This is a genomic window from Enterococcus sp. DIV0755b (assembly GCF_051713765.1).
Lineage (GTDB): Bacteria > Bacillota > Bacilli > Lactobacillales > Enterococcaceae > Enterococcus_C > Enterococcus_C canintestini.
Genome location: NZ_JBIOQN010000001.1, coordinates 61,579 through 75,881, shown reverse-complemented (window position 1 = coordinate 75,881; position 14,303 = coordinate 61,579). Strand labels below are relative to the sequence as shown.

Below are 14,303 nucleotides of genomic sequence, written 5' to 3'. Positions count from 1 at the left end.
TTTCAAAAATCATTCATAAATTTCTTTTTTGTGAAAAAAACTGGAGTAGGAAAAATTATTAAATAAAAAACTCGGAAGTGTTCGATAGTTGTTTGTGAGTATGTTAAAATAGAATTAAAAAAATGGTAAGTTGGTGAGTTAAATGAGGATGTTATTGAATACCGCTATGAAAAGACGATTATATTTAATCGAATTCTTAGCTAAGCAAGAGCGCTGGTGGCCGTTAGAAGAAGCTGCAGCGCATTTGGATTGTTCCACCAAAACATTAATAACCGACGTTAACTATATAAATGATGAGCTGGAAGAATATCTGCATATTGATATTTCAAAGGTGCGTGGGATAAAAGCACATCCTATGCAGTCAAACAAGATTAATAACATTTATCAAAATGTGATTCAAAGTTCCAACGAATTCCAATTTTTAGAACAAGTCTTTTTAAATCCAGATCAAGACGCTGAATTTTGGATTAATAAATTATTTTTAAGTGAAGCTACTTTTTATCGAATGGTAAGTAGTGTGGGAAAAGCTTTAAAAAGAAGAGGACTGACCTTGGAACGTAAGCCGTTTCGGATTACAGCCCCAGATGAACGCTGGGTGCGTTTTTTCTACCAAGCTTATTTTCTTGAAGCTTATGGTACTGCCAACTGGCCTTTTCCAATCGATAGACAGGAGTTAATTTGTTTTGTGATGAGAACTTCTACTGATTTTGATATCTTATGGGATGACCATGAAATTATTGAACATGCCTATCTCTTAATGGTAACGATTATTCGGGCCTCACAAGGGTTTCTCTTAAGTGAAGCAATTTATGCAGAAGAGGATGATCTTTTAGATCATTTAATTAAAAGTAACCATAGCTATAGTGAAAAAATTGCCAGTACTCAGTATGTTCTAGTTCCTGAGTGGTATAAAGAGACGAGTCGCACGGTTTTTCATGAATATTATACTTGGGATAATCAGCAACAAGAAATACGTATTCAAACGGCTGTGGAGCACTTTTTACAAGCTGTATCTAAAGCTGTTGATTTTCCTTTAAGCACACGGGATGAAAAAAAGATTGTACAACAATTAATGGGGCTATATTCTACTTATAGTCTGTATCCTTATGATCGGGAAATTTTACACAACTATAGTCAAGAGTCAGCCCAAAATATTCAACGAATTTATCCTATTTTTTCCAAAATTGTCAGTGTAAATTTACGCGAAATTGAAAAAGATTGTAATTTTCCTTGGGTACAAAAAACAGAATCTGATGTTTTATGTATTTTATTGAAGGAATGGGAAAATTTACCGCTTCAATTAGAAAGTTTGCGGCGACGGTTATCAATTTTAATTGTTAGTAATATGGGAATTCGCCATGCCAATATGCTGCGTAGTTTGTTAAAAGGACAATATGGTGAACGGTTTAAAATTGATTTATATAAAGAGTCGCCACTTTTTGTTTCTAGCGCAGAATTAAAACTATTTGAAGAATATGACCTAGTAGTTACCAATGACTTATTAGCTGACTATCAACATAGTAATTTGATGATTGTTGATAATTATCTGTCAGAAACAGATTGGGAAGTTTTAAATCGTCGGGTTATTACGATTCAAAAAGAAGCTTCTGATCTCTATTTGGAAAAATTAGATGCTACTGAGTTTCGTTCAGGCCGCTTTGTTTATCCAAACTATAAACACCATGAGCGAATCGCGACTTTTATTATGGATGAATCATTAAGTCAGAAAAAGGAACAATAAATTTTTTAAAGAAAAAAACAAAAGCACCTGCAACCGCCATTGGTTAGAAGGTGCTTTTTGGATTATAATAAAGTTAGGGAGGGGTTACATTGAAAGCAGAACAGTGGCAAAAAATCAAAGAAAATTATGGTGAACAACGAGAATTTTTAGATGGAGTCTTTTACCGGCTACGCCTTTTACCAGAAAATAAAGCTGAAATGGCCATTATTCACTCTGGTCCGTGCGGAGAAACGATTCATGCGCCAAAAGTAACTTTTTCGCAAGAAAATTTACAACCGCTAAGTGCTTTTGATAGTTTAGCTACACCAACTATTAATTTGTCCTATGAGCAAGCACCAGAAAAAGTGAGTGAAATATTTAATTCAACGGTAGAAAAATTTTTAAATGCAAAGAATTTAGGGTGATTTGATGATTGAGATGGTAATTTTTGATATGGATGGTTTGCTAATAGATAGCGAACAAATGTACCAGCGAGGTTGGTTAAAAGTAGCAAAAAATCACGGTATTGCCTTAACAGAAGCGGACATGAGAGGTTGGAGCGGTCAAAGTGCAAGCCAAACGATGGCTAAATTAGTGGCTCATTTTGGTTCTGCGACAATTGTCGAAGAAATGAAAGAGGAACGAGAACTTTTTATCGCCGACGAATTAGCCCATGGCGCTTTGAAATTAAAGCCTTACGCTAAAGAAACATTGGCTAAAGTAAAAGAAAAAGGTCTTTATTGCGGCCTAGCCACTTCGACATTGAAAAAAAGAGGTCAGATGTATTTAGATTATTTTGAATTGGCACCATTTTTTGACGTGGTAACATTTGGCGATGATGTCAAAGAATTAAAGCCTAATCCGGAAATTTATTTGGCAACTGCAGCAAAAGTGAAAGTTTCCCCAAAACATACTATTGCGGCAGAAGATTCTTTAACTGGCGCTAAAGCAGCCATGGAGGCCGGCATGAAAGTCGTATTAGTGCCTGACCAAAGTTTACCTGCTAATCATCGGGATCCGGCAGAAATTGGTTTAACCCCTTTTTTACAAGGGAAAAGTCTAAAAGTTCTTTTGGATTTCTTAAATACATTATAATGGATACAGCTTGTGAAACGTCTTAATGGGCCCTCACAAGCTTTTTCATTTGCCAAAAGAACCGTATTTATTTCTATATAATGATAATTTTGATAAACTTAAAGTAATGTTTAAGATGATTGTTTCTAAAAAGAATTTGCAAGCCTTTTCTTTATGACAGATTGTCATAAGTGTCAAAAAGACAAGTCTATCATAGCTTTTTTAGATGGCAGCCAAAATTAATGCGTGGTAAAGTAATCAAGCATAAAAAAATAAAGGTGATGAATATGCAGCATATTAAAAATGTTTTTGAATTATATAAAACAGACTGGAAACGAATTTTTAAAAATCCGATGGCAACTTTTCTAATCGTTGCATTAATGATTTTACCTTCTTTATACGCTTGGTTTAACATTAAAGCCTTGTGGGATCCTTATGGTAATACTGGTGAATTGCCTATTGCAGTTTATAGTGATGATGCTGGTGCCAGTTTACAGGATAAAAAAGTAGAGATTGGCGATCAGGTGATTGATACTCTTCATAAAAATAAACAGTTAGGTTGGCGCTTTGTCGACTCAAAAGAAGACCTAACTAAAGGTGTACGCTCTGGGAAATATTACGCCGGGATTTATTTACCAAAAGAATTTTCCCAAGATCTATTGAGCTTTACCACTGGAACAATTAAAAAGCCGACGATTGAATATTATATTAATGAAAAAATTAATGCGATTGCGCCCAAAATTACTGACAAAGGAGCTACTAGTTTACAAGATCAGATTTCGAGTCAGTTTATTGATACTGCCAGCAATACCTTAATGAAAGTATTCAATGAAGTGGGCTATGATATTGACACCAATCTAGTTAGCATCAATAAAGTCAAAAATTTAATTTTGACGACAAATGATAACCTCGATCAAATTGAAGGTTACACAAAAGAAGTTGTGGCTTTAAAAGGTAAAATGCCTGAAATTAAAGAAAAACTGAATAAAGCCAATCAATTTATTGATTATCTGCCCCAAGTTGATGAGATGGGGGACAAATTAGTCAGTTTAAATGATAAAATGCCGCAATTGAAAAAAGAAGCAGCCATTATTTTGGACTTGCAGGCTAAGATTCCAGAAATTCAAAATGCCGGTAAACAATTAGCCATGGTGGATAGCGATTTTGAAAATATCAAGAGTACCATGGATGCAGGGATTAAAGATGCCAAACAAGGCTTAACCATTATCGAACAAGTCCAAGGGATTTTGCCGGATATTCAAAAATTAGGCAATCAAGCACAAGAATTTGCGAATACGACAAAAGAAGGCGCCGAAGAACTACAAAAGGCGATTCCTAATATTACCCAAAGTGTTAACATGATTTTAAATAATTTGCAGTTTATTCATACGGAATTAAATAGTGCATTAGAAGATGTCTCCACAGCTCTAAAAGATAATCAGTTATCCGCTGAAGAAAAAAAGGCAATCGACAAAACGCTTCAAGATTTTGTTAGCCATTTGAATACACAGCAGACAATTATTCAAAATCTGATTGATTTTATCAACAAGTTACCCAATGCCAGTGATAGTCAAATTTTACAAGATTTAGTCAGTCGCTTAAATAATGCCAAAACGCTGATTAGTGGTTTAGCGACTCGGATTACCACGTTAAATGGCTATATTCAAGCCGGGGATGTCAATGCAGCGCTTAACTTTATCGACCAAGTCCAAGATATAGGCGATGAAGTGAATAATGTTTTAAGTGGTATTGATGCAACTGAGATTTCCAGTGAAATTTCAAAAGGTTTAACCCAATTAATTAATACTATTAATACTGCTGATGGATTGTTAACAAAAGCCCAACATATTGATTTTCAATCACTATTGTCTTCAACTAAGACGACTATCACAAACGCAGTTACTATTTTAGAAAAATATCAAAAAGAAATGCCAGCGATTGGCAAAGAGTTGCATGACGCAAATGTGATGTTAAATGGACATATGAATGCGATTGTTTCTGGTATTAATAAAGGTGCCGATTTGTATAAAAATGATTTGCCGGAAGTCGAGAAAAAATTGGCTTTAGCAGTCGACTTTTATGAAAAAGATTGGCCTGGAATTAAAAAAGATTTGACCAGTACGATGGGAATGGTGAATGAAAAATTACCAGAAGTTGAAAAAGCATTAGATGTGGCCACAGATCTGATTCAAAATAACTGGCCATCGCTAAGAACTGGAATTGAAAAAGCCGCAGCTGCCATTAAAAAAGGTGAAGAAACTGCGGATCTTGGTGAAATTATTAAATTGTTGAAATTAGATGCCAATAAAGAAAGTGAATTTTTCACCAATCCAGTTGCTTTAAAAACCAATCAAATGTACCCGATGGCAAACAATGGTTCTGCCAGCACGCCTTTTTATACAGCGCTATGTTTATGGGTTGGGGCATTACTTTTATCTAGTGTAGCTGCGACAGATGTTTACATTGAAGATAAAAACAAAGGTCGTTTTTCAAAACGAGAAACTTTTGTTGCGCGGATGCTAACTTTCTTAACCGAAGGAGTAGGGCAAGCGCTAATCGTAACCTTAGGAAATTACTTCTTATTAGGAGTCGATGTGAAACAACCCGTTTATGCCGTCTTATTTGGCTTATTAGTCGGCTTAGCCTTTATGATGATCGTTTACGTTTTAGCAGCGCTATTTGGGAATATTGGTAAAGGGATTGCAATTATAATCTTGGTGCTCTCAATTTCTGGGGGTGGGGGGAACTATCCAATTCAAGTTTCAGGGAAGTTCTTCCAAATGATTAATCCGTTGTTACCATTTACCCATGCGGTTGATTTGTTACGTGAGTCAGCCGGTGGTATTTACTGGCCAAACGCGTGGCCAAATATTTTCATTTTGTTAGGGTTGTTTATCTTCTTTGGGGTAGTCGGGACAATTGTCTATCCATACTTAGAAGGTGCAACTAAAAAACTAGGAAATATGACTAAAGAAAGTCATTTCTTCCATTAATGTGTCACAAGGAAAAAAGAAGGCAAATTATTATAATTTGTCTTCTTTTTCAGTTTTCCGATAAAACGCTTACTCTGTTGTAAAACTTGGACTTCTGTGGGGAGAAAAAAACAGAAAATTTTTAACTGAAATTTTCATTGACTTTTTCAAAAGAGAGGCGTAGCATACACTCTTGATTGCAGCAATTATTTTTATTTTTAGGGTTGTTACAAAACCACCATTAACGAACTTGTGAAAGTAAATTATTTCGTAAAGGAGTAAGGAAAAGTGAATTATTTAAAACGGCTGTTAGTGGGACGGCCTTTAAAATCAGCGGAAAATGATGAGCAAAAATTAACGCGTTTTGCTGCGTTAGCATTATTATCTTCTGATGCGTTATCCTCCATTGCATACGGGACCGAGCAAATTGTAGTTGTATTAGTAGCATTATCTACGGCTGCTATTTGGTATTCATTACCAATTGCTGCTTTTGTGATTATTTTGTTAGTTTCTTTAACCTTATCGTATCGGCAAATTATTCATGCTTATCCCCATGGCGGTGGAGCCTATGTAGTTAGTAGTGAGAATTTAGGGCGAAATGCAGGACTGATTGCTGGAGGTTCATTGTTAATTGACTATATGCTAACCGTTGCTGTATCCGTTTCTGCTGGGGCTGAAGCCATTACTTCTGCTGTTCCAGCCTTGTATGGGCATCAAGTGGCAATTTCAATTTTTATTGTCTTAATAATTATGATGATGAATTTACGGGGCCTAAGAGAATCCGCTAGTTTTTTGATGGTGCCAGTTTATACATTTATTACAGTGATTACGATCTTAATTGCAGTTGGGTTATTTAAAATTGCGATAGGTGCACAACCACTGCATGCTACGGCTTTACCTGGGGCAATCGTTCCTGGTATTTCGCTAGCAGTAATTTTACGTGCTTTTTCTTCAGGTTCTTCCTCATTGACTGGGGTAGAAGCGATTAGTAACGCGGTACCGTTTTTTAAAAAGCCACGGGCAAAAAATGCTGCTGCGACTTTAGCGATTATGGCGAGTATTTTAGGTTTCTTCTTTGTCGGCATTACCTTTATTAACTATTGGTATGGGATTGTGCCAAAAACAGAAGTAACAGTTTTATCTCAAATTGGTGAAGCTGTTTTTGGGCATGGTATTATGTATTATGCTTTACAATTTAGTACTGCTTTAATTTTAGCGGTTGCGGCCAATACGGGTTTTTCTGCTTTTCCAGTTTTAGCTTATAACTTAGCTAAAGACAAATTTATGCCCCACATGTATCAAGATCGAGGCGACCGTTTAGGTTATTCCAATGGGATTATTACTTTAGCGGCAGGTTCAATTGTTTTATTGATTATTTTCCAAGGTTCAACTGAACGCTTAATTCCACTTTATTCGATTGGGGTATTTATTCCTTTTGCATTGTCACAAACCGGCATGGTCCGTCATTGGCAAAAACAAGGTAGTGGTTGGCTAAAAAAATCAATCGCCAATATCGTCGGAGCGTTGATCTCTTATGCGATTATCGCCATCTTATTTGCATATCGACTTGGTGATATTTGGCCATTCTTTATCATTATGCCAGTATTACTCTTTATTTTTTACAAAATACATGATCATTACCGCAAAGTTGCTGAACAACTACGACTAATGGAGGCTGATGCAAAACTTCATACGTATGATGGCAATACTGTGATTGTTTTAGTTGGTAATGTTACCCGGGTAAATGTCGGGGCTTTAAATTATGCGCAATCGATTGGTGATTACGTAGTAGCGATGCATGTTTCCTTAGATGAAGATATCAAAAAAGAAAAAGAAATCGAAGCTGAATTTAAACAAAATTTCCCAGATGTGCGTTTTTCTGTGGTTCATTCTTCTTACCGTTCGATTGAAAATCCGATTATCCGGTATGTCGATTTAGTTAGTAAAAATGCTATGAAACATAACTACACGACTACAGTTATCATTCCCCAATTTGTGCCACGGAGACGTTGGCAAAATATTTTGCATAACCAAACGAGTTTGCGGTTGCGGATGCGTTTATCTTGGCGTCAAAATATTGTTGTTGGAACTTATAGTTATCACTTGAAGAAATAAAAGAGACAAAAAAAGAAGGAGATGTGACAAAAGTCTTGTTACATCTCCTTTACGCGATTAAAGTCTATGACAAAATCAGTTTCTGTCATAGCCTTTTTTCAACTCCATTTATTTAGATGTTTTGCCAGCTGGATCTAAACGATGTTCTACCATACCTAAAATCCAGTCTGTGATAATTGCCATTAAGGCTGTCGGTAAAGCACCGGCTAAAATAATTGAGGCACCATCTGTGGCATTTGTGCCTCGAATAATAATATCACCAAGACCACCAGCACCGACAAAGGCACCGATTGCGGTAATACCGATTGCAACGACTAAAGCGTTACGAATACCTGCCATAATAACAGAAATTGAAAGTGGTAATTCAATGAGATAAAGTCTTTGCCAGCTTGTCATGCCCATACCTTTACCAACATCTAAAGCGTTTTTATCCACTTGTTTCATGCCGGTATACGTATTTTTGACAATTGGTAAAATCGAATAAAGAAAAACAGTCACGATTACCACATTCACCCCTAAGCCTAGACCAATCATTAAAATGGATAACATCGCTAGTTGCGGAACTGTTTGAATGACGTTGGCAATCCGAATGACCCAATCAGCTAATTTATGTCGTTTGGAAATTAAAATCCCTAATGGAATGGCGACAATCGCTGCTAGTAGTACACCATAAATCGAAATTAAGAAGTGGCGTAAAAATTGACTGAAAACGTAGCTGCCGTTTTCTTTAAAGTAATAAACAAATTGTTCGGCTAAATTCATATTTTGCAGATTCATCTACTCACTTCCCTTCGAAATAGTGGTTGTCTTTAAGGAATTTTTCTGCAACGACAGAAGGCTCGACTAAATTATTATCAGCCTCGTAATTTAGCTTTTGCATTTGTGGGGTATCAATGACACCCTCTAAACGTCCTAATGCAGTTTGTAAATCGGGATATTTTTTTAATAAAGCATTATCGGCAATAGCCGCTGCATCATAAGGTGGGAAGAATTTTAAGTCATCTTCTAACATCACCAAATCATAACTGCCAATCCGGCCGTCTGTTGAGTAACCTAAAACAATATCCATTTTCCCTGCAGCTACGGCATCATAAACTAATCCAATTTGCATTGGTAAAATGTTTTTAAACGAAAAACCATACTCTTTTTGGAAACCGTCATAGCCATCACCCTTACGGTTAATCCACGAAGTATCAACGCCTGCGACTAATTCATCACTAACGTTTTTCAAATCGCTAATTTTTTTCAAATGATATTTTTCAGCAGTATCTTTTCGGACTAAAAAAGTATAGGTATTGTCAAAGCCATACGATTTAAACCATGTTTGTTGATAGCGTTTGTTGAATTCTGATTTTACAATTTTGAAAGCTTCAGCAGGGTCTTTTACCGGTTCCATGCCTAACGTTGCCGTTAAATCTGTTCCAGTATAACGAGCAGCCGAAATTTGAGCGTCACCATTAATCATCGCTTGGTTATTAATCGTGGTGGTGGCCAAATTATTAATAATTGTCGTATTTAAATCAGTATAATGTTCAATCATCCCAGCTACGATACTTGCTAAAATTTGAGCTTCAGAGGTAATACCACCAGTAATTGCGACGGTGTTTTCACTGCTAGAAGAAGCAAGGCCCGGAAAAGAACAGCCGGCTAGTAAGACAGTAGTCATAAGAGTGAGGAAGAGTGTCTTTAGTTTTTTCATTAATCCGTCCCCCTTAATGCTTTGGGTGTTAAATAGTTTTCTAATAATCCTAAAAGGAAATCACTTAGTAAAGCTAATAAAGTAACAGGAATTGTTCCGGCGAAGATTAAATCAGGTTGATAGTTGTTTAAACCGCTGAAAATCAAGTCCCCTAAGCCACCAGCGCCAATATAAGAAGCAAGAGTTGCCCAAGCGATAACGTAAACAGAAGCTAAGCGGATACCCGCCATAATGGTTGGCATTGCAATTGGCAGCTCAACACTAAAGATTGATTGTAAATTCGTCATCCCCATACCTCGGGCTACATCCAAGTAATTGCCATCAACATTTTTCATTCCAATATAAGTATTACGTAAAATTGGTAACAGTGAATAGATAAATAATGCGATAATCGCAGGTACTTTACCGACACCAAAAATCGGAATCATTAATGCTAATAGCGCCAGTGAAGGAATAGTCTGTAGTGCGCTGGTGACAGTAATGACAATGTTTGCCACTTTTTTAAACCGTGTTAATAAAACCCCCAGTGGCACCGCAATCACAATTCCCAATATTAATGCAAAAAAGGAAATATAAATATGCTCAAAACTTTTATTTAAAATCTCTGAACCGTGTTTTGCAAAAAAATCAGCCATGCTCTACGCCTCCTCTTTTGCAGATTCAATCGCTTCACTAATCGAAGCTTCATCACCCCATAAAACATCATAGACAATATCCACCAATGAGGCGCGTGTTAAAATACCAACGACCCGTGTTTGTTGATCGACAATGGGAACGTATTTCAAGCCGCGTTTTAAAATACGCTGTAAAACATCTCGCAATAATTTATCTTCTTTTACATAGAAAACATTTTTATTTAAAATATCCCCTACGCTAGAAGCTTTACCACGCATTTTGTCGATAGATTCGACATCAATAAAACCTTTTAAAATTTTACTATTATCTGTTACAAGTAACGTATCGACCCGTTTTTCCCGCATGAGAGAAATGGCTTCACGTAAAGATTTTTCTGGTGTAATCGTAATGGCGCTATTTAACATCACTTCACCGACTGTTGTAGTATCGGGTTTTGCTTGTAATAAGCGATCTTCACCAATTAGCTCTTCGACGAATTCATTCGCTGGGTTTCTCAAAATATTTTCCGGCGTATCAAATTGAATAACTTTACCTTCACTCATAATAACGATGCGATTAGCAAGTTTTAATGCTTCATCCATATCGTGGGTAACAAAAACGATTGTTTTACCTAGTCGCTCTTGTAAATCTTTGACTAAATCTTGTAACGCACCCCGTGTAATCGGGTCCAAAGCTCCAAAAGGTTCATCCATTAAGATAATATCTTGGTTGGCTGCTAAGGCCCGGACAACGCCGATCCGTTGTTGTTGCCCACCAGAAAGTTCCGCTGGATATCTATCTAGCATTTCGCGGGGCAATTCAACTAAATCAATCATTTTTTCAGCGGTTTGTTTGCGTGTTTCTTCATCAACTTTCATCAGTTTTTGAACCAATGTAATATTTTCGCGAATCGTCATGTGCGGCATTAAACCAATATTTTGAATGACATAGCCAATTTGGCGACGCAGTTCGACAGGGTTAACATCTTTAACATCTTTACCGTTAATGAGTACTTTCCCTTTCGTTGGTTCATTCATGCGATTAATCATTCGCATACACGTTGTTTTACCCGAACCACTTGTACCGATAAAACAAATAAATTCGCCCTTATTAAAAGACAAATTGACGTCTTCGACAGCGACTTTACCACCTTTATAAATTTTTGTTACATGTTGAAATTCGATCAATTTACTTCACCTCTTCATCATTTTCCCAGTTATGTATCACTACTAGTATGTAAGTAAATGAAGGATATGACAAATAATACGCATAATTTTGGAAAAATTTCTGTTTGCCAGAAAAATTGATAACGCTTTTTTAATCGAACAAAAAACACGCTACTAATGATAGCTTAGTAGCGTGTCGTGTAAAATGAGGAATTATCTAGTCGACTGGGTACAAGTTGGCTTCAATTTCAGCCCGTTTATCGGCTAAAAAAGGTGGTAAGGCAAAACTTTCTCCTAACGTTTCTAATGGTTCATCAATCGTAAAGCCAGGTGACATGGTAGCAAACTCTAAACGATTACCACCAGGTTCGCGAATATAAAGACTCTTGAAATAGCCCCGTGAGATGATTTCTTCAATTTGCCAATTTTGTGCTTGGGCTTTTTGATATAAATCTTCTAAAGCGGCATCATCTTTAACAGCAAACGCCACATGATCAATAGCACCCCGGCCCATTCGCATTTTTTCGATTGTTTGAGTTTGATAAAGTTCTAAGTGTTCATTTTGACTTAAGTTTATTTTGCCATCTATAACATCCCAATCTAAATAGCGCTTAAAAAAATCAGCCGTTGCTTTAGGATCAGAAACATGTAGCTGAGTAGAAGCAAGCCCTAAAATTTGTTTATCGCCTGGGACATCATTTTGAACTTGTAATTCAGATTTGAGGGGACCTTCTGTAACTTCAGTTAAAATAATAGCAACCTCATCTGGATCGTTAAAAAATAATTGGTTTTCTTGTTTTGTGACGGTAACACCAGCATTGGTTAATCGTTCATACCAATAGTTTAAGCTATTAGCCGGAATATTTAAGCCAATTGTGGCTAAAAAATGATCATTGTCATACCGTTGTCCTAAGTGAGGCACGATGAAAAATGTAACAACGCTACCAGGACTACCAGTATAATCACCGTAGTAGTAATGAAGCATACGGGTGTTTTCTTGGTTAACGGTATTTTTAACAAAGCGCATCCCCAATAGTTGGGTATAAAACGCCACATTTTGCTGACGGTTTTTCGTTAATAATGAAATGTGATGAAACGCTGGCATAAAAGACACCTCTTTTTGAAATTAGAAAAAATAGGTGAGTAGAATCGCACCATTTTTCTTACTTTATGTAAGTTTAACGACTAAAAAAGTTTTCAGCAAGTAATGTGTCTCATTCATCGTCAAGTAGTATAAAAAGTGTTAAAATACAAAAGACAATTTCAGGAAAAGAGTGGTAAAAATGTTAACAACAGAAGATTTTGATTTTGATTTGCCTGAAGAACTGATTGCGCAAACACCATTGGAAAAGCGTTCTAGTTCTCGTTTATTGGTGGTAGATCGACAAACGGGTGAAATGGAAGATCGACATTTTAGCGATATTATTGATGAATTAAATCCTGGCGATGCTTTAGTTATGAATGATACGCGCGTTTTACCAGCGCGTTTGCATGGTGAAAAACCGGATACGGGTGGTCATTTAGAAGTTCTTCTTTTAACCAATACGACAGGTGATACATGGGAAACCTTAATTAAACCAGCCAAAAGAGCAAAAGTGGGGACAGAAATTGTTTTTGGTGATGGCCGGCTAAAAGCGGTTGTAGAAGAAGAATTAGAACACGGCGGACGAATTATTACTTTTAAGTATGATGGGATTTTCTTAGAAATTTTAGAGTCATTAGGGGAAATGCCGCTACCACCTTATATTAAAGAACGTTTGGAAAATCCAGATCGTTATCAGACTGTCTATGCCAAAGAAAATGGTTCAGCTGCAGCGCCAACAGCGGGCTTACATTTTACGCCAGAATTATTAGCTGCAATTGAAGCTAAAGGAGTGAAGTTAGTTTATTTAACTTTACATGTGGGACTGGGGACGTTTAGACCTGTCAGCGTTGATGATATTTCCAAACATCAAATGCATAGTGAATTTTACCGTTTAACAGAAGAAGCTGCACAAGAGTTGAATGCAGTAAGAGCTGCTGGCGGTAAAATTGTGGCAGTCGGTACCACTTCGATTCGCACGCTTGAAACAATTGGCAGCAAATTCGATGGTGAAATTAAAGCCGATAGTGGTTGGACAGATATTTTTATCACTCCAGGTTATGAATTTAAAATTGTGCAAGCCTTTAGTACCAATTTTCATTTGCCAAAATCAACTTTAGTAATGTTAGTCAGTGCTTTTGCTGGACGTGAATTAACATTAGCGGCTTACCAACATGCGATTGAAGCCCGCTACCGCTTCTTTAGTTTTGGCGATGCGATGTTTGTAAAATAAATTGTAACCCCAACTAAGCTGTTTTTAATGATAAGTAAATTACCGCAACAAAAAACTCAAAAATAAATTGTGCTAATAAGCGTATATGATGTTTTTAGAGTTTTGATGAATAAGAAAAGAACAAAAAGAAAGAGGATGGGCTCTCGAGTGCCCATCCTCTTTTATATCATGGAAGGATTTGTTGAAAAGGGTTATTTGCAGTTTATATATGCAAAGTACCAATCTCTTGTGTTAAACATAAAATTTTGTTTTCACTACATTTTCTACACTAAAACATGTGATTCTTGTTGCTATTCACTTGTAATTTTGTATTTTATAATTGTTTAATTGTTACGTATTATTTTTTACTACTTGTTGTGTTAAATTTCAACTTCTAATACGCATTCACTATTTATAATTTTTTTACTTCACACATATAAATCTAGGTGAATCTTGTACATCGAACAACTTTTAGCTTGTTTAATTTTTCTTCTTTTCGAGATCTCCTTTCCAACAAATATCTTCCTTCCTTACACCCATAGTATAGCACGATATAAAAGCGCTTACAAGTGATAAACTCTCCTTTTATAAAATAAAATTTCCTACGTTAATTGTGAATATTTTTTGAACAATTGTGAAAAAACCGCA

At 36.3% G+C, this 14,303-nt stretch carries 11 protein-coding genes; 6 read left to right on the top strand and 5 right to left on the bottom strand.

Going from position 1 to position 14,303, the window contains the following annotated elements; translation table 11 throughout:
* The first annotated feature begins 148 nt into the window (after window positions 1-148).
* The 5 genes from IGI65_RS00450 (at window position 149) to IGI65_RS00430 (ending at window position 7,881) form a co-directional block, all read left to right on the top strand.
* The gene (locus IGI65_RS00450) at window positions 149-1,741 is read left to right on the top strand and encodes a helix-turn-helix domain-containing protein (protein WP_438774391.1); all 1,593 of its coding nucleotides are present in this window, start codon (window positions 149-151) and stop codon (window positions 1,739-1,741) included.
* Between the two features lie 89 nt (window positions 1,742-1,830).
* Window positions 1,831-2,145 carry a hypothetical protein gene (locus IGI65_RS00445; protein ID WP_438772896.1) on the top strand — a complete coding sequence of 105 codons (315 nt, stop codon included), beginning with the start codon at window positions 1,831-1,833 and terminating at the stop codon, window positions 2,143-2,145.
* 4 nt (window positions 2,146-2,149) lie between these two features.
* Window positions 2,150-2,815 carry an HAD family hydrolase gene (locus IGI65_RS00440; protein ID WP_438772895.1) on the top strand — a complete coding sequence of 222 codons (666 nt, stop codon included), beginning with the start codon at window positions 2,150-2,152 and terminating at the stop codon, window positions 2,813-2,815.
* A gap of 266 nt (window positions 2,816-3,081) precedes the next feature.
* The gene (locus IGI65_RS00435) at window positions 3,082-5,787 is read left to right on the top strand and encodes a YhgE/Pip family protein (protein WP_438772894.1); all 2,706 of its coding nucleotides are present in this window, start codon (window positions 3,082-3,084) and stop codon (window positions 5,785-5,787) included.
* Window positions 5,788-6,054: 267 nt separating this feature from the next.
* The gene (locus IGI65_RS00430) at window positions 6,055-7,881 is read left to right on the top strand and encodes an APC family permease (protein WP_438772893.1); all 1,827 of its coding nucleotides are present in this window, start codon (window positions 6,055-6,057) and stop codon (window positions 7,879-7,881) included.
* Between the two features lie 108 nt (window positions 7,882-7,989).
* On the opposite strand, the gene IGI65_RS00425 is transcribed toward IGI65_RS00430, so the two are convergent.
* The 5 genes from IGI65_RS00425 to IGI65_RS00405 form a co-directional block, all read right to left on the bottom strand.
* Window positions 7,990-8,658, bottom strand: a complete 669-nt coding sequence (locus IGI65_RS00425; protein ID WP_071865235.1) for an ABC transporter permease — start codon at window positions 8,656-8,658, stop codon at window positions 7,990-7,992.
* A gap of 4 nt (window positions 8,659-8,662) precedes the next feature.
* Window positions 8,663-9,580, bottom strand: a complete 918-nt coding sequence (locus IGI65_RS00420; protein ID WP_071865236.1) for an osmoprotectant ABC transporter substrate-binding protein — start codon at window positions 9,578-9,580, stop codon at window positions 8,663-8,665.
* Window positions 9,580-10,215, bottom strand: coding sequence for an ABC transporter permease (locus tag IGI65_RS00415; protein ID WP_071865237.1), 636 nt, complete (start codon window positions 10,213-10,215; stop codon window positions 9,580-9,582). Before IGI65_RS00415 ends, IGI65_RS00420 begins: the two co-directional genes overlap by 1 nt.
* A gap of 3 nt (window positions 10,216-10,218) precedes the next feature.
* Window positions 10,219-11,382: a betaine/proline/choline family ABC transporter ATP-binding protein gene (locus tag IGI65_RS00410; protein ID WP_438772892.1), complete on the bottom strand. Its 1,164-nt coding sequence runs from the start codon at window positions 11,380-11,382 to the stop codon at window positions 10,219-10,221.
* Between the two features lie 196 nt (window positions 11,383-11,578).
* Entirely contained in the window at window positions 11,579-12,466 is an 888-nt protein-coding gene (locus tag IGI65_RS00405) for a VOC family protein (RefSeq protein ID WP_438772891.1), read from the bottom strand.
* 178 nt (window positions 12,467-12,644) lie between these two features.
* Here IGI65_RS00405 and queA point away from each other — a divergent pair, with 178 nt between their 5' ends.
* The gene (gene queA / locus IGI65_RS00400) at window positions 12,645-13,676 is read left to right on the top strand and encodes a tRNA preQ1(34) S-adenosylmethionine ribosyltransferase-isomerase QueA (protein ID WP_071865240.1); all 1,032 of its coding nucleotides are present in this window, start codon (window positions 12,645-12,647) and stop codon (window positions 13,674-13,676) included.
* Window positions 13,677-14,303 lie beyond the last annotated feature (627 nt).